The sequence below is a fragment of the Gordonia sp. N1V genome (assembly GCF_029269935.1).
GTDB lineage: Bacteria > Actinomycetota > Actinomycetes > Mycobacteriales > Mycobacteriaceae > Gordonia > Gordonia polyisoprenivorans.
Genome location: NZ_JARJDD010000011.1, coordinates 12,480 through 36,298, shown reverse-complemented (window position 1 = coordinate 36,298; position 23,819 = coordinate 12,480). Strand labels below are relative to the sequence as shown.

Annotated in this window: 22 protein-coding genes; 20 read left to right on the top strand and 2 right to left on the bottom strand. The window is 69.1% G+C overall.

Annotation, left to right across the window (positions count from 1 at the left end):
• The first annotated feature begins 90 nt into the window (after positions 1 to 90).
• The 12 genes from eccCa to P3L18_RS15330 all read left to right on the top strand — a co-directional run bounded on the left by eccCa (position 91) and on the right by P3L18_RS15330 (position 15,078).
• Entirely contained in the window at positions 91 to 4,308 is a 4,218-nt protein-coding gene (gene eccCa / locus P3L18_RS15385) for a type VII secretion protein EccCa (protein WP_276114537.1), read from the top strand.
• Positions 4,305 to 5,639, top strand: coding sequence for a type VII secretion-associated protein (locus tag P3L18_RS15380; protein WP_276114536.1), 1,335 nt, complete (start codon positions 4,305 to 4,307; stop codon positions 5,637 to 5,639). Before eccCa ends, P3L18_RS15380 begins: the two co-directional genes overlap by 4 nt.
• Before the next feature lie 221 nt (positions 5,640 to 5,860).
• Positions 5,861 to 6,304 (top strand): 50S ribosomal protein L13, encoded by a 444-nt coding sequence (rplM, locus tag P3L18_RS15375; protein ID WP_006372232.1) that lies wholly within the window; start codon positions 5,861 to 5,863, stop codon positions 6,302 to 6,304.
• Positions 6,301 to 6,897: a 30S ribosomal protein S9 gene (rpsI, locus tag P3L18_RS15370; RefSeq protein WP_276114535.1), complete on the top strand. Its 597-nt coding sequence runs from the start codon at positions 6,301 to 6,303 to the stop codon at positions 6,895 to 6,897. Before rplM ends, rpsI begins: the two co-directional genes overlap by 4 nt.
• Position 6,898: 1 nt before the next feature.
• A complete protein-coding gene (gene glmM, locus P3L18_RS15365; RefSeq protein WP_006372230.1) occupies positions 6,899 to 8,227 on the top strand; it encodes a phosphoglucosamine mutase in 1,329 nt (442 codons plus the stop codon).
• A 13-nt stretch (positions 8,228 to 8,240) separates the two neighbouring features.
• The gene (locus P3L18_RS15360) at positions 8,241 to 8,936 is read left to right on the top strand and encodes an HAD-IA family hydrolase (RefSeq protein WP_006372229.1); all 696 of its coding nucleotides are present in this window, start codon (positions 8,241 to 8,243) and stop codon (positions 8,934 to 8,936) included.
• 168 nt (positions 8,937 to 9,104) lie between these two features.
• Positions 9,105 to 9,479 (top strand): hypothetical protein, encoded by a 375-nt coding sequence (locus P3L18_RS15355; protein WP_006372228.1) that lies wholly within the window; start codon positions 9,105 to 9,107, stop codon positions 9,477 to 9,479.
• On the top strand, positions 9,472 to 10,548 hold the full coding sequence (locus P3L18_RS15350; RefSeq protein WP_276114534.1) for a hypothetical protein: 1,077 nt from the start codon (positions 9,472 to 9,474) through the stop codon (positions 10,546 to 10,548). Before P3L18_RS15355 ends, P3L18_RS15350 begins: the two co-directional genes overlap by 8 nt.
• A complete protein-coding gene (locus tag P3L18_RS15345) occupies positions 10,545 to 10,805 on the top strand; it encodes a hypothetical protein (protein ID WP_014359471.1) in 261 nt (86 codons plus the stop codon). The genes P3L18_RS15350 and P3L18_RS15345 overlap by 4 nt, the downstream gene beginning before the upstream one ends.
• A 10-nt stretch (positions 10,806 to 10,815) precedes the next feature.
• A complete protein-coding gene (locus P3L18_RS15340; RefSeq protein WP_014359472.1) occupies positions 10,816 to 11,757 on the top strand; it encodes a hypothetical protein in 942 nt (313 codons plus the stop codon).
• Between the two features lie 6 nt (positions 11,758 to 11,763).
• A complete protein-coding gene (gene glmS, locus P3L18_RS15335) occupies positions 11,764 to 13,626 on the top strand; it encodes a glutamine--fructose-6-phosphate transaminase (isomerizing) (RefSeq protein WP_006372224.1) in 1,863 nt (620 codons plus the stop codon).
• Between the two features lie 15 nt (positions 13,627 to 13,641).
• Entirely contained in the window at positions 13,642 to 15,078 is a 1,437-nt protein-coding gene (locus P3L18_RS15330) for an NAD(P)H-hydrate dehydratase (RefSeq protein WP_276114533.1), read from the top strand.
• 46 nt (positions 15,079 to 15,124) lie between these two features.
• Here P3L18_RS15330 and P3L18_RS15325 read toward each other — a convergent pair whose 3' ends face one another.
• Positions 15,125 to 15,613, bottom strand: a complete 489-nt coding sequence (locus tag P3L18_RS15325) for a hypothetical protein (protein WP_043456370.1) — start codon at positions 15,611 to 15,613, stop codon at positions 15,125 to 15,127.
• 210 nt (positions 15,614 to 15,823) lie between these two features.
• Between P3L18_RS15325 and alr the strand changes: the two genes are divergently transcribed.
• The 6 genes from alr to tsaD are packed head-to-tail and all read left to right on the top strand — an operon-like array spanning position 15,824 to position 20,933.
• Positions 15,824 to 16,996, top strand: coding sequence for an alanine racemase (gene alr / locus P3L18_RS15320; RefSeq protein WP_079929217.1), 1,173 nt, complete (start codon positions 15,824 to 15,826; stop codon positions 16,994 to 16,996).
• Entirely contained in the window at positions 16,993 to 18,117 is a 1,125-nt protein-coding gene (locus tag P3L18_RS15315) for an alpha/beta hydrolase (RefSeq protein WP_276114654.1), read from the top strand. Before alr ends, P3L18_RS15315 begins: the two co-directional genes overlap by 4 nt.
• On the top strand, positions 18,114 to 18,560 hold the full coding sequence (gene tsaE, locus P3L18_RS15310; protein WP_014359478.1) for a tRNA (adenosine(37)-N6)-threonylcarbamoyltransferase complex ATPase subunit type 1 TsaE: 447 nt from the start codon (positions 18,114 to 18,116) through the stop codon (positions 18,558 to 18,560). The genes P3L18_RS15315 and tsaE overlap by 4 nt, the downstream gene beginning before the upstream one ends.
• Entirely contained in the window at positions 18,557 to 19,363 is an 807-nt protein-coding gene (tsaB, locus tag P3L18_RS15305; protein WP_276114532.1) for a tRNA (adenosine(37)-N6)-threonylcarbamoyltransferase complex dimerization subunit type 1 TsaB, read from the top strand. The genes tsaE and tsaB overlap by 4 nt, the downstream gene beginning before the upstream one ends.
• Positions 19,360 to 19,893: a ribosomal protein S18-alanine N-acetyltransferase gene (rimI, locus tag P3L18_RS15300; protein ID WP_006367573.1), complete on the top strand. Its 534-nt coding sequence runs from the start codon at positions 19,360 to 19,362 to the stop codon at positions 19,891 to 19,893. Before tsaB ends, rimI begins: the two co-directional genes overlap by 4 nt.
• A complete protein-coding gene (tsaD, locus tag P3L18_RS15295) occupies positions 19,890 to 20,933 on the top strand; it encodes a tRNA (adenosine(37)-N6)-threonylcarbamoyltransferase complex transferase subunit TsaD (protein ID WP_276114531.1) in 1,044 nt (347 codons plus the stop codon). The genes rimI and tsaD overlap by 4 nt, the downstream gene beginning before the upstream one ends.
• Positions 20,934 to 20,948: 15 nt before the next feature.
• Here the strand turns inward: tsaD and P3L18_RS15290 are convergent, their stop codons facing one another.
• On the bottom strand, positions 20,949 to 21,410 hold the full coding sequence (locus P3L18_RS15290) for a MarR family transcriptional regulator (protein ID WP_014359482.1): 462 nt from the start codon (positions 21,408 to 21,410) through the stop codon (positions 20,949 to 20,951).
• A 99-nt stretch (positions 21,411 to 21,509) separates the two neighbouring features.
• Here P3L18_RS15290 and P3L18_RS15285 point away from each other — a divergent pair, with 99 nt between their 5' ends.
• Together P3L18_RS15285 and groES are read left to right on the top strand one after the other, a co-directional pair.
• Positions 21,510 to 23,126, top strand: coding sequence for an MFS transporter (locus P3L18_RS15285; protein ID WP_276114530.1), 1,617 nt, complete (start codon positions 21,510 to 21,512; stop codon positions 23,124 to 23,126).
• A 175-nt stretch (positions 23,127 to 23,301) separates the two neighbouring features.
• Positions 23,302 to 23,601: a co-chaperone GroES gene (gene groES, locus P3L18_RS15280; protein ID WP_006334733.1), complete on the top strand. Its 300-nt coding sequence runs from the start codon at positions 23,302 to 23,304 to the stop codon at positions 23,599 to 23,601.
• The last annotated feature ends 218 nt before the right edge of the window (positions 23,602 to 23,819 follow it).

Here is a 23,819-nt window from a genome sequence, read left to right as displayed (position 1 = left end):
TTCCGGTGGATAACACGGTGTACGGAACGTCTCGGTGAGTCGACGGGGGACAACGCGCGAGGGGCGAGGTAGAGGGGACGAGGGGGACAGGTGAGCACAACCGATGGTTTCGTGCGGCGGCCACGGATCACGCCACCACGTGCGCCCGGTGGTGAACTGAACATCCAGCCGCCCCCGGATGTGCCGCGGGTGGTTCCGGGCGGGATGTTGCTGAAGTTGCTGCCGGTGATCATGGTGGTCGCGGTCATCGGCATGTTGGCGATGATGTTCGCGACCGGGGGTCGCAACATCCTGACCAATCCGCTGTTCATGATGTTCCCCCTGATGATGCTGATGTCGATGTTCGGCATGTTCGCAGCGGGAGGTCGTGGGGGCGGCAAGAAGGCCGCCGAACTCAACGAGGAACGCAAGGACTACTTCCGCTACCTCGCCGGCCTGCGCACGCAGGTCGGCGACACCAGTGGTGCACAGCGTGCGGCGTTGGCCTGGAGCCATCCCGATCCGCGCAGCATTCCCGATCTGATCGGGACGCGCCGGATGTGGGAGCGGCGACCGGCCGACAACGATTTCGCGCATGTGCGGGTCGGTCTGGGTACGCAGCGATTGGCCACCCGTCTGGTGCCGCCGGAGACCGGGCCGCTGGAGGATCTCGAGCCGGTGTCGATGGTCGCGCTGCGGCGATTCGTCCGGACGCATTCGGTGGTGCACCGACTGCCGACCGCGGTGTCATTGCGGGGCTTTCCGGCCATCAACATCGAGGGTGTGCGTCAGGAGACCCGAGAACTGCTGCGCGCCATGGTCATCGAGTTGTGTGCCTTCCACGGGCCGGACCATCTCCGGGTGGCCGTGGTGACCGCAGACCCGGCCGGTGAGGCCTGGGACTGGGCGAAATGGCTGCCGCACGTCGGGCATCCCTCGCTGGCCGATGCCGTCGGACCGATGCGGATGATCTTCCCGACATTGGCGGACCTGGAGACCGCGCTCGCCACCGAACTGGCCGACCGCGGCCGGTTCTCCCGGTCGGCGCCGCCGACTCCCGGTCGGGTGCACCTGGTGGTGATCATCGACGACGGCAGGGTGACCGGAGCCGAGCGGCTCGTCAACGACGCCGGGATGGAGGGCGTCACCGTACTCGATCTGACCGCACCGCCCGACGGGCTCGCCGCCAGACGCGGACTGCAGCTGGTGGTCTCCGACGGCACTGTGTCGGCGAGAAGTGCCTATGGCACCGAGGATTTCGCGACGATGGATGCGTTGGGTATCGCCGAATGCGAGGCCATGGCCCGACGGCTGGCTCGCTATCGGTTGGCGACGGCGGCCTCCCTGGCCAGTCTCGATTCCGAGGCCACCGCCCTCGACCCCGGACTACCGGCGTTACTGGGCATCGACGACGTGTCCCGCTTCGACACGGCGGTGCACTGGCGAGGGCGCACCGGGCGTGACCGCTTGCGCGTTCCGATCGGCTACACACCATCGGGTGGGACAGTCGAACTCGACATCAAGGAGAGCGCGCACGGCGGCACCGGTCCGCACGGGTTGTGCATCGGCGCAACCGGTTCGGGAAAGTCGGAATTCCTGCGCACGCTCGTGGTGGCGATGCTGGCCACCCACTCACCCGCCGAGCTCAATCTGGTCCTCGTCGACTTCAAGGGCGGCGCCACCTTCCTCGGGCTCGAACGCAGCCCCCATGTGGCGGCCTTGATCACCAACCTCGAGCAGGAATTGGCGATGGTCGACCGGATGAAGGATGCGCTGTCGGGGGAATTGAATCGTCGTCAAGAAGTGTTGCGCGCGGCCGGGAACTTCGCCAACGTCACCGAATACGAACAGGCCCGCGCCGCCGGCGCTCCGTTGCAACCCCTGCCGGCATTGTTCATCGTCGTGGACGAGTTCTCCGAATTGCTGGCGCAGAAACCGGATTTCGCCGAACTGTTCGTCGCGATCGGACGGCTCGGGCGGTCGCTGCACATTCATCTGCTGCTTGCCTCCCAACGACTCGAGGAGGGCAAGTTGCGCGGTCTCGACAGCCACCTCTCGTATCGGATCGGTCTGAAGACGTTCTCGGCGAACGAATCCCGATCGGTACTCGGGGTTCCCGACGCGTACCATCTGCCCAGCGTGCCCGGTTCGGGATACCTCAAATGCGATGCGGGCGAGCCGATCAGGTTCAACACCTGCTACGTCTCGGGTCCGTATCACCCGCCCGCCGACGTGCGAGACACCGTAACCGGGGTCGGTGACGCGCCGGGGTTACGGGGTGCGATGAAGATGTTCACCGCCCTGCCCGTCCCGTTCGACGCCGCCGACGACGCCTCGGGCCTGGATACGACGGGGACGAATCGGGTGCCGCCCGCCGCGTCCGTTGGTGCCGGTGGCTCGGTGCTCGACCAGGCGGCCGCACTGCTGTCGGCGATGCCGCCCGCCTCCTCACCCCCTTCCGTGCCGGCCCCCGCTGCGTCGACCCCACCTGCGTCCACCGCCACCTCCGACACCCCACCGGAGCCGGCGGGCGTGACCGCCGGAACCGTGAGTGTTCCGTCCCTGCTGCAGACCCTGGTCGGACGGATCGCCGGTGCCGGGCCCAGCGCCCACGAGGTCTGGCTGCCACCGCTCGACGAGTCGCCGACCGTCGACGGGTTGATCGGCGACCGCGACTTCTCGACGCCGTCGGCTCCCGGCGATCTGCGGGTACCGGTCGGCATCATCGATCGCCCCTTCGATCAGCGCCGTGACCAGCACGTCCTGGACCTGTCCGGTGCGGCAGGCAACGTCGCGGTCGTCGGCGGCCCCCAGACCGGCAAGTCGACCGCGGTACGCACGCTGATCGTCGCCGCGGCCGCCACCCACACCCCCGAACAGGTGCAGTTCTACTGTCTGGACTTCGGTGGGGGTTCCCTCGCCGGTATCGCGGGCCTGCCCCACGTGGGTTCGGTCGCGACCCGCGGCGACATGGACGCGGTGCGTCGCACGGTCGCCGAGGTGACCGCGGTGGTGCGGGCGCGGGAGTTGCGGTTCGCCCGTCTCGGTATCGAGTCGATGTCCGATTACCGTGCGCGGCGCCAGGACTGGATGCGGACCGGCCGCACCGGGCCCGACGATCCGCTCGCCGATGACCCGCACGGCGATGTGTTCCTGGTTCTCGACGGGGTCGGCGTGTTGCGCGGGGAGATGGAGTTCCTGGAAGAACAGATCGGGATCATCGTCTCCCAGGGGCTTTCCTACGGCGTCCACCTGATCGTGACGGCCACCCGCTGGGCCGAGGTCCGCCCGGCGATGCGGGACCTGATCGGCAGTCGACTCGAACTACGCCTCGGTGACGCCATGGATTCCGAGCTCGGACGCAAAGCGGCCTCGCAGGTGCCGCACAACCGGCCCGGTCGTGGACTCAGCCCCGACGGTATGCATCTGCTGGTGGCATTACCGCGCCTCGACGGCGACCCCTCGCCGGCGACATTGCCGATGGGCGGACAACTCGCCCTCGACACGATCTCGCTGGCCTACCCCGACCGGCGAGCACTGCCGGTGCGCAAGCTCGGCACCGAGATCTCCGCGGCACGCGTTGCCGAGCTCGTCGCCGACGCCGAGATCGTCCTCGGTCCCCACCAGGTGGCCATCGGAGTGGGGGAGCTCGAACTCGCCCCGGTCATCCTGGATTTCGGTGTGCAGCCCCATTTCATGGCCTTCGCCGACGTCGAGCACGGCAAGAGCACACTGCTGAAAACGATCGTCTCCGGTTTGGTCGGCGGGGCCACGCCGGATCAGGTGAAGATCGTGTTGATCGACTACCGCCGCACCATGCTCGGCATCATCACCGGTGATCATCTCGCCGGGTACGCAAGTTCGGGGGAGAACGCGACGAAGATGATGCACCAGCTCGCCGCGTACTTCACCAAACGCCTGCCACCCGACGACCTGACCGTCGATGCGCTCAAGGCACGCAGCTGGTGGTCGGGACCGGACGTGTACATCGTCGTCGACGACTACGACATGGTCGCCACCTCGTCGGGGAATCCGTTGTTGCCCTTGATCGATCTGGCATCCCACGCCCGCGACATCGGTATGCACATAGTGTTGGCGCGTCGCTCCGGCGGACTCGGGCGGGCGCTGTTCGACCCGGTGATCGGGCGACTCAAGGATCTCTCGTCGGACATGCTGCTGATGAGTGGTGACCGCGACGAGGGATACATCACCGGACGAAACCGCATGCAGCGGTTGGTGCCCGGCCGCGGTGAACTCGTGTCCCGCACCCGCACGCAGGAGATGATTCAGGTCGCCACCTCCGACCCGACCGGTCCGGACACCGCATGACGGGAATGCTGGCCACCGACCGGGGCATCCCGGGCGCCGCGACGACGACCTCGGCGAGACCGCTCGTGATCGATCTCGCCTACGGGCACACCACGATCGGTGCCGTCGGCGGCCCGGACGTCACCGACCTCCTCGAGGCCATCGATGCGGACGTCATCGTCGCAGGCGGGGTCCGGATCGGCGTCGAACAACGCTGGCGTGAGGTGTTCGCGCAGATGATCGGCGGGTACCGCGGGCCCCTGCTCATCGGCCATCCCAGCACCTGGGGTGCCATACGTAGAGGGGTGCTCACCCGGGCCGCGGGCTCGCTGCGCCCGGACATCACGCTGGTACCCCGGGCGATCCTCGTCGCCCGCAGCCATGCCGATGCGACGGTCAGCAGGTGCGCCGTCGTCGAGACCACCCACCGGCCCACGCACCACTGCGAACCGGTGCCGCCGCGCTGGGGCGTGCAGCGTCTGCGTCGCGGGGCCGCCGGCTGGGAGATCGAGGATTCCGCGGTGCTCCGCCCGGCCGGCTCGACGGCCGCCGACGCCGCGGCGGTCGAAGAGGCGATCGACGACGGCGTCGAGGCGGTCTACGTCGACGGTGACGATCCGGCGGAGGTGGGCCGGGCCGTCGACCTGATCCTCGACCACGCTGTGGCCGGCCGGGTCGTGTCGGTCGATCGCCGACTGATCGCCCGCTGGGGTTCTCGCGTCGCCCACCTCGAGCCGCTGGATTTCGGCGACCTCGAGGCGCGGGTGGCCGCATCGTCGGGGCGCCGGCGTGTGGAGCTGACGCGATGGCAGGTGCTCGGCGCGATATTGGCGGTCGCCATGCTTGTTGTCGGTGTCGTCGCCGCGGTGGCGTTGACCCGACACGACCGGCCACCTGCGCCCGCCGACCACCGCGTCACCCAGGGGCGGACGAGTCTGCTGATCCCGACCGACTGGCAGCAGGCCGAGCAGAGTGCGCCGAGTGGTGCGACGTCCTCGTCGGTGCAGTCGCGCATCGTGTTCGTCGCCCCCGAGGACGGTAGCCGCATCCTGCTGGTCCAGAGCACCGTGCGGGCGGGCTCGACGCCGTCGTCGGTGGCGCTGAGCCTGCGCAATCGGATCGCCCAGCGTGGCGACGACGTGGTCAGTGAGTTCTCCGCGTCGACCCGCTTCGCCGGGCGGGATGTGATCAGCTACCGCGAGGCCCCGGCATCGGGTGCGCCGATCCGCTGGTACGTGCTCGTCGAGCACGATCTACAGGTGAGTGTCGGATGCCAGGCCGGCACCGGCGGTGACTCCGTCGACGAACCATGCGCGCAGGCGGTGGCCTCGGCGCGCATCGCCCCGGCCTGACCTGCGGGTGCCGACGGGTACCCCGCCGGCGCGGGTGAGGCGTGTTTTGACCCTGACCTGGGCTCTCGCGTAGCCTGGATCGCTGGTGCGTGGCACCTTCTCGTCGTGCTCATCGAGCGCGGTGCGAGGAGGTAGTCGAGGCCCGGGTCCCCACTGGTCGCCGGAACATCCTCTGCCGTCGTGCCCGACCAGCATCCATGACAAGAGTTGAAGGACCAACTGTGCCTACCTACACCCCGAAGGCCGGTGACATCACCCACGCGTGGCATGTCATCGACGCCACCGACGTGGTGCTCGGCCGGCTGGCCGTGCAGAGCGCGAACCTGCTCCGCGGCAAGCACAAGCCGACCTACGCCCCGCATGTCGACGGTGGCGATTTCGTCATCATCATCAACGCCGAGAAGGTCGCGCTGACCAGCAACAAGGCCGAGCGCAAGCTGAACTACCGGCACTCCGGGCATCCCGGTGGCCTCAAGGTCCAGACGACTGCCGAGTTGCTCGAGAGCCACCCCGAGCGCGTGGTCGAGAAGGCCATCACCGGCATGCTGCCGCACACCAAGCTCGGCCGCGCCATGGCGTCCAAGCTGAAGGTCTACGCCGGCCCGAATCACCCCCACGCGGCCCAGCGCCCCGTCCCCTTCGAGATCAAGCAGGTGGCCCAGTGAGCAACGAGAACATTTCCGACGAGGCCGTCGAGGCCGCCGTGGAGAACGCTGCCGAGGTCCAGGCTGCCGCCGGTGACGACACCGCAGCTGCCGAGAGCGCCGTCGAAGCCGCCGTCGAGGCTGTCGAGTCGGTCGAGCAGGCTGCCGACGGCTACGACGCCGATGCCGTCGCCGAGCCCGCCTTCGATCGTGGCCCGGTCGTCATCGACCGCCCGATCCAGACCGTCGGTCGCCGCAAGGAGGCCGTGGTCCGTGTTCGCCTGGTGCCCGGCTCCGGTCAGTTCCACCTCAACGGCCGCACCATCGAGGAGTACTTCCCGAACAAGGTGCACCAGCAGCTGATCAAGGCCCCGCTGGTCACCGTAGAGCGCACCGAGTCGTTCGACATCTACGCCAAGCTCGTCGGTGGCGGCCCCTCGGGCCAGGCCGGCGCGCTGCGTCTGGCGATCGCCCGTGCCCTCATCGAGGTCACCCCGGAGGATCGTCCGGCCCTGAAGAAGGCCGGCTTCCTCACGCGCGACCCGCGTGCGGTCGAGCGCAAGAAGTACGGCCTGAAGAAGGCCCGCAAGGCGTCGCAGTACTCCAAGCGCTGACTTGGCACGCCTTTTCGGAACCGACGGCGTCCGAGGCCTGGCCAACGCCGAGCTCACCACCGAGCTCGCGTTGCGCCTGGCCTCGGCCGCCGCGTTCGTTCTCGGTACCGGCCCCCGACCCCGCGCGGTCGTCGGCCGGGATCCGCGCGCCTCGGGCGAAATGCTGGAGGCCGCGGTCTGCGCCGGGCTGGCCGCCTCGGGTGTCGACGCGATCCGCGTCGGCGTCCTGCCCACCCCGGCCATCGCTTTTCTCACCGCCGACTACGGCGCGGCGTTCGGCGTGATGATTTCGGCGTCGCACAATGCGATGCCCGACAACGGGATCAAGTTCTTCGGCGCCGGTGGCCACAAACTCGACGACGAGATCGAGGACCGTATCGCCGCGGCGATGGACACCGAGTTGCCCCGTCCCACCGGTGCCGGCGTCGGCCGACTGTCCGACGCGCCCGATGCGTCGCAGCGTTATGCCCGGCATCTGGCCGAGGCGATCGATGTGCGACTCGACTCGCTGACCGTGGTGGTCGACTGCGCCAACGGCGCAGCGTCACTCATCGCCCCGCAGGTCTACGCCGCCGCGGGGGCCACGGTCATCCCCATTCACGCCGACCCCGACGGCATCAACATCAACGAGGACTGCGGCTCGACCCACATGGGGAAGTTGCAGGCCGCGGTACTCGAACACGGCGCCGACCTCGGGTTGGCCCACGACGGTGACGCCGATCGGTGTCTCGCGGTCGATTCCACCGGCCAGATCGTCGACGGCGACCACATCATGGCGATTCTCGCAGCCGCGCTGCACCGCCACGGACGCCTGCACGAGGGCGTGCTCGTCGCCACGGTGATGAGCAACCTCGGCCTGCACATCGCGATGCGGGAAGCGGGAATCACGTTGCGCACCACCGCTGTCGGCGACCGCTACGTCCTCGAGGAACTCCGCCGCGGTGGCTTCTCGCTCGGCGGCGAACAATCCGGGCACATCGTTGTCCCGGCCTCGGGCACCACAGGCGACGGCATCCTCACCGGTCTGCTGCTGATGGCGGAGATGGTCGAGAGCTCCTCGCGACTGGCCGATCTCGCGGCCGTCATGACGGTGTTGCCGCAGGAACTGATCAACGTGCGCGTCACCGACAAGCATGCGGTCGCCACCGCGGCGGCCGTCACCGAGGCGGTCTCGGCCGCAGCGGCCGAGCTCGGTGACGGAGGTCGAATCCTGTTGCGCCCGTCCGGAACCGAGCAGTTGGTTCGCGTGATGGTGGAGGCACCGACCCCGGATCTGGCACACACGATCGCCGCGCGCGTCGCCGACGTCGTCGAGACCGCCGGCGCGTGACGCACACACGGTCATGAGCGGTGTCCCAAAGGCTGTCCTGTTCGATTTCTCGGGCACGCTCTTCCGCTTCGAGGCACGTGACGAGTGGTTCGCCGACCTCCACGACCAGCAGGGCCGGCCGCTGCACGTCGACGCGCAGGCCGAGTTGGTGCGCCGGATGACCCAGCCGGTCGGATTGCCCGCCGACATCATCGACGACGACCGGATCGCCTGGGAGCAGCGAGATCTCGATCCCGTCCAACATCGGCGCGCGTATCTGGCGATGCTGCGCACTTCTGGGCTCACCGTGCCCGGCCAGGCGGAATCGCTGTACGAACGGGTACTCGACCCGCACTCGTGGGTACCCTTCCTCGACACCGCGGCGGTCTTGACCGCGCTGTCCGCCCGGCGGATTCCCGTGGGCGTCGTCAGCAACATCGCCTTCGATCTCCGAAAAGTCTTGGCGCTGCACGACCTCGCCGACACCGTCGGCGCGTACGCGCTGTCCTACGAGGTCGGTGCGATCAAACCCAATCCCCGGATCTTCCATGCCGCGCTCGATGCGCTCGGCGTGGCGGGCTATGACTGCCTGATGGTCGGGGACAGCGAGGAGGCCGACGGCGGAGCCCGCCGGATCGGCGCCGCCTTCGAACTCGTGCACGACCTCCCGCCGGAGCAGCGGCCCACCGCGCTCGGCGACGCCGTCCGCGCGCACGGCATCGACCTCTGACGGCGCGACCGGCCCGGAGAAGAAAGCCGCGCACGTCGGCGCCCGATACGTGAGACTTGGGTCAGTTGGGTGAACCTGGCGTGAGGGGAACCACGGGGACGTCGCGTGCGTCCAACCTCACGGTGGACATCTCGAGGCGAGTGATGATGGGCAGGGGAGGGAGTCGGTATGAAGCACGAGGCAGCCTCATCCGAGGAGGCGACCGGGGTGACGTCGAGGGCCGGGGTGTCGGTGGAAACCGACGAGGTGCTCGCCGTCGCCGACTTCTATCGCAAGACCTCGCAGGTACTCGCGGTGGCCGCGGGCGACCTCGACGAGCACCGATTCGGCACCTGGGCCGCCGACGATGACGACCACGCCCGGCTCGCCGGCCGCTTCACCGAGATCAGCCGGGTGCTGACCGGACGATTGCGTGATCAGTCGGAGTCGGCCGCGGCGCTCGCAGAGCTCCTGACGCGCGGACTCGCCGCGATCGATGCCGCCGACGACGAGGCGGCGCGAGGTGTGTCCGCCGCGGTGGCGGGAGCTGATTCGGATGGCTGATCCGTCGGAAACACTTGTCGCGCTACGTGATCGGGCGATCGCGGGCGTCGAGGACCTGATCTCGGTGCTCGGTGCCGGCCGCGTCGTCGGGGTGGCCGTCCCCGCCGACGATGAACTCCGGGCAGTACTGGCGCGGACCGGACGGCTCGACATCCCCGGGCTGGCCGCCGACGCACGCCGGCTGGCCGCCGTGCACCGGGTCGTCGCCGACCAGATGCACCGGCTGCCCGAGCAGCAGGTACGTCTCGACCACGGCTGGTCGTCAGGTGCCGGAGCCGTTGCCGTCGGCCTGGTGATCGAACACCAACGCCGCGCCGAGGCCGATCTGGCGGTGGTCCGCTCCGTGGCGGAGGCGACGAGCGCCGCAGCGGCGGGAATCGATCAGATCCTGCGTACCTGGTATCGCACGGTGGCCCGGCTGTCATCGCCGCTGGTCGCAGGCGTGCCATTGCCCGAGCTACCCGCGGCGGTGCTGACCGGTCGTGTCCCGCCCGCTGTGGTCGCCGCCGACATCACCTCCCGGATCGCGCTGCTGACCACGACCGCACACGCCACTCAAAGCGGTGTGCAGGCAATTCTGTCGATCCTTACCCGATCCGCCGACGAGTGGGATCTGACTCAACGCACCGAGGCACCGGCGCGGGTGCGCGTGCCGGATGGTGACGGCGGTTCACCGGACGAGCGAGGCGATGTCCCCGTCGAGGGCAAGGTACCGACGCCCGACGCCGCGCGACCCGTGGCCGCCGGACAACCCGCGCACGTCACGGTGACCGACGGATCGCCCGCCGTCGAACCGAAGTCGAATCCGGCCCCGGACGGCCCCGACGTACCGTTCACGCTCACCGCAGAGGAGGCGGGTACGGGTCAGAACGGCTCGAGTATCCAGCCGGCCCCGGGACCCGAGCCCGCCCCGAGACCCGAGCCGGCGCCGGCCGAATCGCCGTCGTCACCGCAGTCGGCCCCGTCACCGCAATCGGCCCCAGCGCCCCAGTCGGCCCCGACACCTGCACCGAATCCGGGGACCCAGCGGGCCCCGGCGTCGGATCTGGCTCTGGCAGGTGATCAATGAACGCGGCCGAGCAGATCGAACACCTCACCCGATCGACGATCGGGAGCCTGACTGCCGCGTCCCGCGAGTTCAGCGAGACGCAGCAGGCGCTGGTTGCCCGACTCGACGATCACCAGCACGCACACCGCACCGAGGTGTCGCAACTGCGCACCGACCTGCAGACCGCCGCCGATGCCGCCGACAACGCCACGCCGCGGATCCTGCTGCCCGCCGACATCGCCGAGGCCAGTCCCCACGGCGCGGCCGCAACCGAATAGGCTGTTTCCCGTGTCCGGCAAGAAGCGATCCAGCAAGCCGTCCAAGCCACCTGCCAAGCAATTCAAGGCGTTGACGAGGCGCGGTCCGCACCGTGTGCTCGCGGGCAATCTGGGCATCGTCGGAATCGAGGGGCGGGTGTTCACGCCCGCCGACGGCACCCGGTTACCGGCCATCGCGTTCGGCCACACCTGGCTGTCCGGCGGCAACCGATACCGGGACCTGGCCTACCACCTGGCCTCGTGGGGTTTCGTCGTCGCACTCCCACAGGGGCAGCGCGGACTGATGCCCTCGGATGTGGGACTTGCCGCCGAGATGCGTTCGGCACTTGGTGTGGTCTGCAGTGCGCCCCTCGGCGACGGCGGGATCACCGTCGACGCAGCGAAGGTCGGGTTCGCCGGACACGGCTTCGGCGCCGCGGCTGCGGTGCTCGCCGCCTCCGACGAGCTGTTGCTGGGTCAGGAACCGGTGCCGACGTCGGGTGTGGTGGCGATCTTCCCCGCCCCGACGACCGCATTGCTGCCGGCCGCCGCGCCACGCGTCACCGCGCCCGGGCTCATCCTGGCCGCCGGGACCGAACTCGACACCTTCGACGCCAATGCCCGTCCGCTCGCGCGCGTGTACGGCGGTGATGTGGTGTTGCGCACTCTGCCTGCCGCAACCAGTCGCGGGCTTCTCGAACGCCGCACCTGGAAGACGATCCTCGGGGCGAACGGGGCCGACAAGACCACACATCGGCAGGTCCGCGCACTGATGACGGGATTCCTCCTGCACACCGTTGCCGGCGACACCGACTATGCCGGGTTCGGTGACCCGCAGGCCGTCATCGGCAAGAGTCTGGTTGTCGACCCCTCCGACGAGCCCGAACACGAGTTGGATCACATCTCTCGTCTGCTCGGCGCCAAGCCCCGCGAACAGCGTGGCCGGATCGCCCGCAGAATCCCGGTACCCTGACCTTCTATGTGTGGAATCGTCGGATATGTGGGAGGGCGTGACGCCCTCGACATCGTGGTCGAAGCGCTGCGGCGGATGGAGTATCGCGGCTACGACTCGGCGGGTGTGGCAATTCTCGACGGCCACGGGCATACCGCGATCGAGAAGAAGGCCGGACGGCTGGAGAACCTCGACAAGGTGATCGCCGGCGTCGGGCGGGAGAAGCTGTCGGGCACCACCGGGATGGGCCACACCAGGTGGGCGACCCATGGTCAGCCGACCGACCGCAACGCGCACCCGCACGCGAGCACCGACGGCAAGCTCGCCGTGGTGCACAACGGCATCATCGAGAACTACGCGCCGCTGCGTGACGAACTCGAGGCCGACGGTATCGAGTTCACCTCCGACACCGACACCGAGACCGCGGTCCATCTCGTCGAACGCGAGTATGTGAACGGCCCCGACGCCGGTGACTTCGTGGCGAGTGCCTACCGCGCCCTGCGCCGTCTCGAAGGTGCGTTCACGCTGGTGTTCACCCACTCCGATCATCCGGGCACGATCGTGGCGGCACGCCGCTCGACCCCGCTCGTGGTGGGCGTGGGTGTCGGCGAGATGTTCGTCGCGTCCGACGTGACGGCGTTCATCGAGCACACCCGCGAAGCGGTGGAGCTCGGCCAGGACGAGGTCGTGGTGATCACCGCCGACAGCTACGCCATCACCGACTTCGACCAGAATCCCCGGGCGGGTAAACCGTTCCACATCGACTGGGACCTCGCCGCCGCCGAGAAGGGCGGCTACGACTTCTTCATGCTCAAGGAGATCGCCGAGCAGCCCGCCGCGCTGGCCGATACCCTCCTCGGCCATCTCGAGGAGGGCCGCATCGTCCTCGACGAGCAACGCCTCACCGATCAGGACCTGCGTGACGTCGACAAGGTCTTCGTCGTGGCCTGCGGCACGGCCTACCACGCCGGGATGCTGGCCAAGTACGCGATCGAGCACTGGACGCGACTGCCCGTCGAGGTCGAACTCGCCAGCGAGTTCCGTTATCGGGACCCGGTGCTGGATCGCTCGACGCTGGTCGTGGCGATCTCGCAGTCCGGCGAAACCGCCGACACCCTCGAGGCCGTCCGGCACGCCAAGGACCAGAAGGCCCGGGTGTTGGCGATCTGCAACACCAACGGCGCGCAGATCCCGCGCGAGTCCGACGCCGTGCTCTACACCCACGCCGGACCAGAGATCGGGGTGGCCTCCACCAAGTGTTTCCTCGCCCAGATCGCGGCGGCCTACATGGTCGGCCTGGCTCTGGCCCAGGCCCGCGGGACCAAGTACGCCGACGAGGTCGCCCGTGAGTTCGCGGCGATGGAGCACATGATCGAGGCGGTCCGCGACGTCCTGGGCACGATGGAACCGGTGCGCGAGCTCGCTCACTCGCTGGCCCATCACAACACGGTGCTGTTCATCGGCCGTCACGTCGGGTATCCGGTGGCGCTCGAGGGTGCGCTGAAACTCAAGGAACTCGCGTACATGCACGCGGAGGGTTTCGCGGCCGGCGAGCTCAAACACGGCCCGATCGCACTCATCGAGGACGGCTTGCCGGTGATCGTCGTGATGCCCTCACCCGACGGTCGTGCGGTCCTGCATTCGAAGATGGTCTCCAACATCCGGGAGATCCAGGCCCGCGGGGCAGTCACCATCGTGATCGCCGAGGACGACGACGCATCGGCGAAATCCGTTGCCGATCACTTCATCCCGATCCCCAAGACGCCGACGCTGTTGCAGCCGCTGGTGTCGACGGTGCCGTTGCAGGTGTTCGCCGCCAGTGTCGCGCAGGCCCGTGGCTACGACGTCGACAAGCCTCGTAACCTGGCCAAGTCGGTCACGGTCGAGTAGGTCCGGGACGCGCCCATGCCGGTCAGTCACTTCACCGCCGAGGAGGTCCGGGCCGCCGAGCGCGCCACCGGGCACCTGCTGACCGACGGCACCCTGATGCGCCGCGCCTCGCACGGCGTCGCGCAGGTGGTCATCGGCGAATTCGCTTCTACGGGCGGATGTTACGGACGCCGGGTGGGGCTCGTGGTGGGTGCCGGTGACAACGGTGGCGACGCCCTGTTCGCCGGAGCGGAGCTCGCTCGCCGTGGTGTCGACGTGACCGCCGTGCTCCTCGCCCCCGACAAGGCGCACCCGGCCGGATTGGCCGCGCTGCGACGTCGCGGTGGGCGTGTCGTCGCGGCACTGCCCGTCGATCTCGACGCCGTCATCGACGGTGTGGTGGGCATCGGTGGGCGAGGTCCGTTGCGCGGCAACGCCGCCGAGGTGTTCGCGGCGCTCGACCCGAGTGTGACCGTCGTCGCGGTCGACCTGCCCTCCGGCGTGGACGCCGACACCGGCGAGGTCCATCACCCGGCGGTGCGCGCCGATGTCACCGTCACCTTCGGCGTGCTGCGTCACGCGCACCTGCTCGCCGGACCGCAGTGCGGGCGCATCCATGTGGTGGACATCGGGCTGTCGGGAACCATCGGCCGGCAGGGCGGTCCCTTCCTGTACTCGTTGTCGGACACCGAGATCGCCGAGGCATGGCCGATTCCGGGCGCCCACGACGACAAGTACACCCAAGGGGTCGTCGGCGTGATCGCCGGCTCGCACCGCTATCCCGGCGCGGCCATCCTCGCCTCGGGCGCCGCCGTCACCGCCACGTCGGGCATGACCCGCTACGTCGGTTCCGCGCACGCCGAAGTCGTCGAACATTTCCCGGAAGTGGTTGCGGTGCCGGATCTCTCCGATGCGGGCCGGGTACAGGCGTGGGTGATCGGGCCCGGAGCGGGCACCGACGCCGCCGCACTCGAGGTGCTGCGCACCGTGCTGGGCACCGATCTGCCCGTGCTCGTCGACGCCGACGCGCTCACCCTCGTCGCCGACCACCACGATCTCGTCGTCGGCCGTGACGCGCCGACACTGCTCACCCCGCACGCCGGCGAATTCGCCCGTCTCACCGGCGAACCGGTCGGCCCGGACCGGCTCGGCGCGGTCTCGTCGCTGGCCCGGCGGTGGGGGGTGACCGTACTCCTCAAGGGACGTATCACTCTCGTCGCCGAATCCGACGGCGTCGTTCATGGGAACGATGCCGGGTCGTCGTGGGCGGCCACCGCCGGCGCGGGAGACGTGCTCTCGGGGATCGCCGGAGCACTGCTCGCGGCCGGGCTCCCGCCGATCTGGGCCGGTGCCGCCGCCGCCCGGGTCCACGCGCGCGCCGCCGCGCTGGCGGCGCGCGGCGCCCCCATCGGCGCGTCGGCTCTCCTCGGCGCACTCCGGCCGGCGATCCGAGAGTTGCTCGCCGGCTCGTGACCCCAAGGCTCGTGACCCAAAGGGCACCGGTCGACGGGCTTGGGGGTCACAAGAAGAACGGCAGCCACCACACTCCCGGTATCAGCACGGGCATCGTGACCACACCACTCGCGATCGCCGCGCCGACGAATTCGCTCGTCGCGGGTAGCGGTCCGGTCGGGTGGTGGAGGGCCGTTCGATCCGGCTTCGCCGGGTGTCGCGCGGGTCGCGAGATGAACGCCGTGATCACCAGCACCACCGATGTCCACGCGCCGAGGACCGCTTGCACCCCGTGGACGGCCGCCAGCACCAGGACCGGCCGCCACCACCGACCGCCGGAGCCGGAGATCTCGGCGTCGAGGCCGCCCAAGCCGCCAATCATGAACAGGACGCCACCGACGAGGTAGCAGACCCCGGCCGCGCCACAGGCGATCCATGCGCCGCGTAACAACACTTTGGTGGCCGGTTGGCGGGGACTGTGACCGGCTGGGATCCCGGCCGCCGACGTGGCGGGTGCCATGGGCGGGTGCGGGGTGTGGAATCGGGGAGCGTGCATGCGCAGGGGCCTTTCGGCGACGGGGTTTTCCCCAGTCAAGTGCCCGGATGGGCCGATGGCATGAGCGAATTCCTCAGGTGTGGACAGATCGCCGCCTGTGGACACGGGGCGTGCGCTCCGACGCAAGGTGCGCTATGTGCGAGCCCGGTGGGGGCAACGCCGGCACACCGGACCACGGCGGCCCTCACAAATCTGGGACAATGGGCGGCGATGATCACCTCACCGCCGCCCGGCTCCGGGCATCACGGCTCGGCCCTGGCCGCCGTCGTCGACCTCGACGCCATCGCCCACAACGTGGGTGTGGTGCGCGAGGCAGCGGGTACGGGCGTGATCGCCGTGGTCAAGGCCGACGGGTACGGGCACGGTGCGGTGCCGGTGGCACGTGCGGCCCTGGACGCCGGAGCGGCCGAACTGGGCGTGGCGGTGATCGGCGAGGGACTCGCGCTTCGGGCCGCTGGGATCACCGAACACATCACGTGCTGGCTGCACACCAACAGCGCGGACTTCTCCGCCGCCATCGACGCCGACCTCGACGTCGCACTCTCGTCGGGTCGTCAGCTCGCGGCCGTCCTCGAGGCGGCCCGAGATCGGGGTACCGCGGCCACGGTCACCGTCAAACTCGACACCGGCCTCGGGCGCAGCGGGGTGGCGCCGGAGGAATGGGCGGATTTCGCCGACGATCTCGCGAAGGCCGTCGCCGAGGACGCCGTCCGGGTACGAGCGCTGATGTGCCACCTCGCCCGCGGCGACGAACCCGAGCACCCGTTGAACTCGCTGCAGGCCGAGCGCCTCGACGAGGCGCGCGCCGACCTGATCCGTCTCGACGCGCCGCCGGAGGTCATGCACATCGCGAATTCTCCTGCGGCACTGACCCGCCCGGACCTTGCGCGCGATCTCGTGCGGCCCGGAATCGCCCTCTACGGCGGGGTACCGATCCTTGGACGTGAATTCGGGTTGATCCCGGCGATGAGCCTGCGTGCCGAGGTGGCGTTGGTGAAGAGAATCCCGGCCGGACAAGGGGTTTCCTACAGTCACACCTGGACCACCGAGCGCGACACCACGATCGCGGTGATCCCGGCCGGATACGCCGATGGCGTACCACGACTCGCGTCGGGACGGTTGCGGGTCCGAATCGGCGATCGTGTCTTCGGTCAGGTGGGCCGGGTGTGCATGGATCAGTTCGTGATCGACCTCGGCCCCGACGGTGGCGGCGTGCGCGAGGGTGACATCGCCGAGTTGTTCGGTACCGGCGTCGGCGGCGGACCCACCGCGGCGGAGTGGGCCGAGACGATCGGCACCATCGACTACGAGATCCTCGCACGGATCGGCGGGCGAGCGCGCCGCGAGTACGTCTCATCCCGGCGGCAGGAGGCGACGTGGTGAACTCCACCGAGCGTGTCGGCCTGGCAGCCGGACTCGCCGGGGTGGCGACCCTCGGCGGGCTGGCCGCCGCGGGAGCGGCACGCAGCGCCACCCGGCGTCGAATCCGACGGGGCCAGGATCCCTATCAGGGGATCGATTTCACCACGATGTACCAGGATCGGGCGTCGACGGTGCTCGCGGCCGACGGCGTGCAGCTGGCGGTACGCACCGTCGACCTCGGTGGCCTCGAGCCGGACGAGACGCCGGAGCTGACCGTGATCTTCGTGCACGGGTTCAGCCTGCGGCTGGCGAGCTGGCACTTTCAGCGCTATGCCCTGGCACAGCTGTGGGCCGATCGCCGAATTCGCATGGTGTTCTACGACAATCGCGGTCACGGTCGCAGTGGCGAGGCCCCCGCGGACACGTGCACGATGCAGCAACTCGCCGATGACGCCGTCGCGATCCTCGATGCCACGCCACCCGAGGGGCGGGTGGTCCTGGTCGGGCATTCGATGGGCGGGATGACACTGATGGCGCTGGCGCGGCGGTATCCGCAGCTCTTCGCCGCCGACGGCCGGATCGCGGGAGTGGCGCTCGTGGCGACCGCCGCCAGCGGTCTGACCGAGGCCGGACTCGGTCGGGGACTGCGCAATCCACTGCTCGACGGGTTCGCGGTCGCCGCCCGCAACACCCCGCGGGTCATCGAGGCGGGCCGCGACCTGACCCGGCTACTCCTCGAGCCGGTGCTCGTCGCCGCCAGCTTCGGCCCGGATTTCCACAGTCCGGCTGCCGGGCGGGCGGTGGAGAAGATGATTCAGAACACGCCCATCGTGACCGTGGTCAACTTCCTCAACGCGCTGGAGCGTCATGACGAGTGGATGGGTGTTCCGGTGATCGCCCAGGTGCCCTCGGTGGTCGTATGCGGCGACGAGGACCGGATGACGCCGTTGCCCAATTCCCTGCAGCTCTACGGTGAACTCGGCACCGACTCGCGGATGGAGGTGGTCGACGGCGCCGGGCACATGGTGCAGATGGAGGCGCCCGACCGCGTCACCGACGCGATCGCCGATCTCGTCGACCGTGCGCGTCCGGCCCGCCCGGCTCCGCGGCGTCGCTGGTGGCAGCGGAGGCTGCGCGCATGAGCGGACCGCAGACCCGCGATCTCCCGGACGTCGCCGACACCGAGATGTTCGGAGAGGAACTCGCGCAAGGACTTTCGGCCGGTGACCTGGTGATACTGGACGGACCTCTGGGTGCGGGCAAGACCGCTCTCGCCCGCGGCATCGGGCGAGGGCTGCACGTCGCCGGCCCGGTCTCCTCACCGACGTTCATCATCGCGCGCGAACACCGGCCGACCTCGGCCGGTCGGCCCGGGATGATTCACGTCGACGCCTATCGGCTCGGGGGGCTCGAAGAACTCGACGCACTCGACCTCGACACCGACCTCGCCGACGCCGTCGTGGTGGTCGAGTGGGGCGAGGGGGTGGCCGAACGTCTGGCCGAGCGACATCTGCTGGTACGTCTGGTCCGCGACCCCGACACCGACGTGCGGCACGCGAGTTGGGAATGGGTGAATCACCGATGAGCACAACGGAATCGACACCGTCGGCGCAGTCACCGTCGGCGCAGACGGCCCCCGGCACCGTGGCGGGTGAGAGCACTCCCACCGGGCGCACTCGGACCGTGCTCGTGATCGACACCGCCACCGACACCGTCGTCACCGGGATCGGCCGCATCACGACGACGGCCGGGGCTCCCGAGTGCCATGTGGTCGCCGTCCGCGCGGTGGCCGACGGGCGTCGCCACGCGGAGATCCTGACCTCGCTCATCGCCGAGGTACTCGAGGAATCGGGCGTCGGCCGCGATGGCATCGACGCGGTGGTCGTCGGAACCGGGCCCGGGCCGTTCACCGGCCTGCGGGTGGGCATGGCAACCGGCGCCGGATTCGGTGACGCCCTGGACATTCCGGTGTTCGGTGTCTGTTCGCTCGATGCCATCGCGCACGATGTGGGGCGCGTGAGCGCGCCGGGCGCCACGGTGCTCGCGCTCACCGACGCGCGCCGCCGTGAGGTGTACTGGGCGCTCTACCGCGACGGCGGGCACACCCGCACGCGTGGACCGGAGGTGAGCGCTCCCGGTGTCGTCGCCGAGATCCTCTCCGACTCGGGTGTCGACGCGGTTGGCGGGTCGGCGACCCACCTGCGCCAGAGTGGTTGGGGTGGCGACGATCCGGCGATCACCGTACCCTCGGTCGCCGGATTGCTCGGTGCGGCCGCGATTGCGGTGACCGGTGGGCAGAGTCCACCGCCGCTCCTTCCGCTCTATCTGCGCCGACCCGATGCGGTGGAACGAAAGGACCAGCAACCCAAGAAGGTCGGCGCGTCGTGACCACCGGTGCGCCGATCATCGATGCTCTCGACTACCGCGACATCCCCCGTTGTGCCGCCCTGGAGAAGGAGATGTTCGCCGGCGATTCACCGTGGCCGGCAACGGCTTTCCGGGCAGAGCTGAACGCGCCGTATAACCGCTACTTCGCGGCCCGGGACGAGCTCGGTGGTGCCGTCGCCGGCTACGCGGGTATCTCCACCCTCGGATCCGAGGGCAGCTTCGACTGCGAGATCCACACGATCGCCGTCGCGCCGACCCATCGCGGACGCGGTTACGGCAGGGCGTTACTCGATGCGCTGCTCGAGGTCGCCGACTCCGTCGACGCACCGGTCTTCCTCGAGGTGCGCGTCGACAACGTCACCGCGATCGCGCTCTACGAGCGCAACGGTTTCGTGACGTCGGGCGTGCGGCGCGGCTACTACCAGCCCTCGGGTGCCGACGCCTACACGATGATCCGTCCGTCGGCCTCCGGTCGGGTCGGCGTCGACGAGACACTGGATTCGGCAGGCAAGGGCGGGCAGCACACATGATCGTGATGGGTATCGAGAGCTCCTGCGACGAAACGGGAGTCGGGATCGTGCGCTGGGAGCCGGGCACCGACGAGCCCGGTCGGGCGGTCTTGCTTGCCGACGAGGTGGCCTCCAGCGTCGACGAGCATGCCCGATTCGGGGGAGTGGTCCCCGAGATCGCCTCCCGCGCACACCTCGAGGCGATCGTGCCCACCATGCGGCGGGCTCGCGCGGCGGCCGGGATCGATCGTCCCGATGCCATCGCGGTCACCATCGGCCCGGGTCTGGCCGGGGCCCTGTTGGTGGGAGTGGCGGCAGCGAAATCCTATGCGCTGGCCTGGGATGTCCCGCTGTATGCGATGAATCATCTCGGCGGACATGTCGCGGTCGACACGCTGGAGCACGGACCGATGCCCGAATGCGTGGCCCTGCTGGTCTCCGGCGGGCACACGCACCTGCTGCACGTCACCGATCTCGCCGAGCCGATCGTCGAACTCGGTACCACCGTCGACGATGCGGCCGGCGAGGCGTTCGACAAGGTCGCCCGCCTGCTCGACCTCGGTTTCCCTGGTGGACCGGCTCTGGACAAGGCTGCAGCGCTTGGGGATCGGGCGGCGATCGCGTTCCCCCGGGGAATGACCGGGCCCCGCGACGCCCGGTATGACTTCTCGTTCAGTGGGGTCAAGACGGCGGTGGCCCGCTACGTGGAGAAGTGTCGACGAGACGGCGTCGAGGTACCGATCGCCGACGTCGCGGCGTCCTTTCAGGAGGCGGTCGCCGACGTGTTGACGCTCAAGGCCGTACGTGCGTGCGATGACCTCGGCGTCGACACTCTCGTGCTCGGAGGCGGGGCGACGGCCAACTCGCGTATTCGATCTCTGGCGCAAGAACGTTGTGCTGCAGCGGGTATCACGCTGCGGGTACCCACTCCGCGCCGGTGCACCGACAACGGGGTGATGATCGCGACGCTCGGCGCCCACGTCATCGCCGGCGGTGCGCAGCCCTCACCGCTGACGGTGGCGACCGATCCGGGGATGAGCGTGCAGGTCTCGCAGTTGTGACGGCGGAGCGCTGCGTCAGGTGGTGGTGAACCCGCCGCCGGACACCTCGGGGCACGTCACGCACTGCTCGGCGAGGATTCGACGTTGGGTCGGCCGGGCATCGGTGTACCGTCGCGCTCCCTCGTCGGTGAGAGCAGCGAACACCGACCGTCGGTCCGTGGCGCACATCGTGCGCTCGACGAGTCCGTCCTTGTCGAGTCGGGCGACCACGCGCGACAGTGCGCTCTGCGTCAGATGCACCCGCCCGGCCAGATCGCTCATCCGAAGGCTGTGATCCGCTGCGCCCCAAAGAAGTTCGAGGACCTCGAATTCACTGGAGGACAGTTGGTGCAGCGTCTGTAGTTCGCGGTCGAGGGTGCACTGGATGCGGTGGAAGCGGACCGAGAGATCGTGCCATGCGGCGGCGAGTTCCTCGGCACGGTCGTCGCTGGCGGCGCCGGCTCCGCTCGTCGCGTCTCCTTCTGCCGCCGTGGTCATGGCCGCAGCATATCACTGCCACCGCATCTTATGCGTGAGAAAATAATGTGAGATCAAATAATGTAGACGCATTAGATGCGTATGCATATAGTGATCGGCATGGCATTCACAGATCGCAAGGTGGTTTCCCCGGCCGTGCCGGGACACACGGGGGCGCCGCGCGCGCCGCACGACGCGTCACCGCTCGACCCGGCCGACCATGTGGCGGCCGGTCATGTCACGACCGGATCGGGTTGGCCGGCGCGAACCTGGATTCTGCTCGTGGTGCTGGCCGGCGCCTTGTTCCTCGACGGGCTCGACGTGTCGATGGTCGGGGTCGCACTTCCCTCGATCGGCTCCGATCTCGGCATGGTGCAGAGCGAGCTCCAATGGATCGTCAGCGGATATGTCCTGGGCTACGGCGGTCTGCTCATGCTCGGCGGCCGGGTGAGCGATCTCCTCGGCCGGCGGCGGGTCTTCCTCGTCGCGCTCGGCGTCTTCGCGGTCGCGTCGGTGGCCAGCGCCGTCGTCGACATCGACATGCTGATCGTGGCCCTGCGATTCATCAAGGGGGTGGCGGCGGCGTTCACCGTGCCGGCCGGGTTGTCGATCATCACGACCACCTTCGCCGAGGGGCCTGCGCGCAACCGCGCACTGAGCATCTACACCGTCTGCGGGGCCAGCGGCTTCTCGCTCGGTCTGGTCTTCGGTGGACTGCTCACCGAGTGGTCCTGGAGGGCCACCCTGATGTTCCCGGGACCGGTGGCGATCGGATTGTTCTTCGCCGGGCTGCGGGTCATCCCGCACGGTGAGCGGGTCGCGTTCCGCTGGGCGCAGTTCGACGTCCTCGGTGCGGCGACGAGCACGGGTGCGCTGCTGCTGCTCGTGTTCGCGGTGGTCCGGGCTCCCGAGATCGGGTGGGCGTCGACGGCCACCATCGGCACCTTCGTCGCCTCGGCCGTGCTGGCCGTCGCTTTCCTGGTCATCGAGATCCGGCACCGACACCCGCTCGTGCGACTGGGCATCCTGCGGTCGTACCTGCTGGTACACGCCAACATCTCCGGTGCGCTGATGTTCGGCGGGTATGTCGCCTTCCAGTTCGTCGTCACCCTCTACCTGCAGGACTCGCTCGGCTGGACCCCGCTGGCCATGGCCCTCGGCTTCTTGCCGGCCGGGTTGATCGTCGCGGCCAGCGCGACCCGGATGGACCGGGTACTCGACCGCGTGCCCACCCCGTTGCTGATGGTGCTGGGATTCGCGGCCTTCCTCGGCGGATACCTCTGGTTCGCACGAGCCCAGCCCGGCATGGCCTACGCGGATTTCCTGTTGCCGACCATCATCCTGCTCGGCATCGGTTTCGCGCTCACGTTCCCGTCGGTGACCTCTCAGGGCACCGCGGGCGTCGACGACGACGAGCAGGGGCTCGCGTCCGGATTGGTCAACACCAGCGTGCAGATCGGCGGGGCGGTGATGCTCGCCGTCGTGACCGCCGTGCTCTCCAGCTCGGGGGAGCACAATCGACCCGGCGAGTTGCTCGGCGGGATGACCACGGCGATCTGGCTGGTCAGCGCGCTGTCGGTGATCGGTCTGGTCGGCGCGGTGGCGGTGAGTTGGTTCGGTCGACGCGACGCCGCCGCGGGTGGAGGGCGGTCGGGCGAGTCGAGGGACGAGCCTGCCGCATCGCCGGCCGCAGCGGTGGCGGAGGTGTCCGTTCCGCAGCCGTGTGCCCACTGCTGAGAATTTTGCACCCGCCGCCCTTGAGTGCTGGCACTCGCATGTATAGAGTGCCAATAGGCACTGTGTTGTGAACCTCGGCACCCGCGACGACGAGGTTTGTGGCAGAGCCCCCCAATGCAGGTCAACTGCAACAAGTACATCCACTTCTCGAACGAGAAAGTTGAGGACTGACATCGTGGCGAGCGTGAACATCAAGCCGCTTGAGGACAAGATCCTGGTGCAGGCCGTCGAGGCCGAGACGACCACCGCGTCGGGTCTGGTCATCCCGGACACCGCCAAGGAGAAGCCGCAGGAAGGCACCGTCATCGCAGTCGGTGAGGGACGGGTGACCGAGCAGGGCAACCGTGTCCCGGTCGACGTCAAGGAAGGCGACACCGTCATCTACAGCAAGTACGGCGGCACCGAGATCAAGTACGCCGGCGAGGAGTACCTGATCCTGTCGGCGCGCGACGTGCTCGCGGTCATCGGCAAGTAAGAGCGCAACGCGTTGGAGCGACACGAGAATTCGTGAACCTCTCTCCGCCCCGGTGCCCCTTGGGTCACCGGGGCGGAGTTGCCTGACCGCATCGGTCACACGGAACGCTTCATTCCCGACCCCCACCACCTGTTCGCGCATCACTCCCTATCTCTCGTGCGTTTGCCGCTCCCCCATGTGTTCGCGCCGCGCCGCGATGCAGGAGGAGCCGGCGAGGA

Coding starts and splice junctions, on each gene's coding strand:
- P3L18_RS15355 (WP_006372228.1), top strand. CDS start 9,105: ATGAAGCACGAGGCAGCCTCATCCGAGGAGGCGACCGGGGTGACGTCG.
- tsaB (WP_276114532.1), top strand. CDS start 18,557: ATGAGCACAACGGAATCGACACCGTCGGCGCAGTCACCGTCGGCGCAG.
- alr (WP_079929217.1), top strand. CDS start 15,824: ATGATCACCTCACCGCCGCCCGGCTCCGGGCATCACGGCTCGGCCCTG.
- P3L18_RS15290 (WP_014359482.1), bottom strand. CDS start 21,410: ATGACCACGGCGGCAGAAGGAGACGCGACGAGCGGAGCCGGCGCCGCC.
- tsaD (WP_276114531.1), top strand. CDS start 19,890: ATGATCGTGATGGGTATCGAGAGCTCCTGCGACGAAACGGGAGTCGGG.
- P3L18_RS15350 (WP_276114534.1), top strand. CDS start 9,472: ATGGCTGATCCGTCGGAAACACTTGTCGCGCTACGTGATCGGGCGATC.
- P3L18_RS15285 (WP_276114530.1), top strand. CDS start 21,510: ATGGCATTCACAGATCGCAAGGTGGTTTCCCCGGCCGTGCCGGGACAC.
- P3L18_RS15380 (WP_276114536.1), top strand. CDS start 4,305: ATGACGGGAATGCTGGCCACCGACCGGGGCATCCCGGGCGCCGCGACG.
- P3L18_RS15360 (WP_006372229.1), top strand. CDS start 8,241: ATGAGCGGTGTCCCAAAGGCTGTCCTGTTCGATTTCTCGGGCACGCTC.
- tsaE (WP_014359478.1), top strand. CDS start 18,114: ATGAGCGGACCGCAGACCCGCGATCTCCCGGACGTCGCCGACACCGAG.
- P3L18_RS15330 (WP_276114533.1), top strand. CDS start 13,642: ATGCCGGTCAGTCACTTCACCGCCGAGGAGGTCCGGGCCGCCGAGCGC.
- P3L18_RS15345 (WP_014359471.1), top strand. CDS start 10,545: ATGAACGCGGCCGAGCAGATCGAACACCTCACCCGATCGACGATCGGG.
- P3L18_RS15325 (WP_043456370.1), bottom strand. CDS start 15,613: ATGCACGCTCCCCGATTCCACACCCCGCACCCGCCCATGGCACCCGCC.
- glmS (WP_006372224.1), top strand. CDS start 11,764: ATGTGTGGAATCGTCGGATATGTGGGAGGGCGTGACGCCCTCGACATC.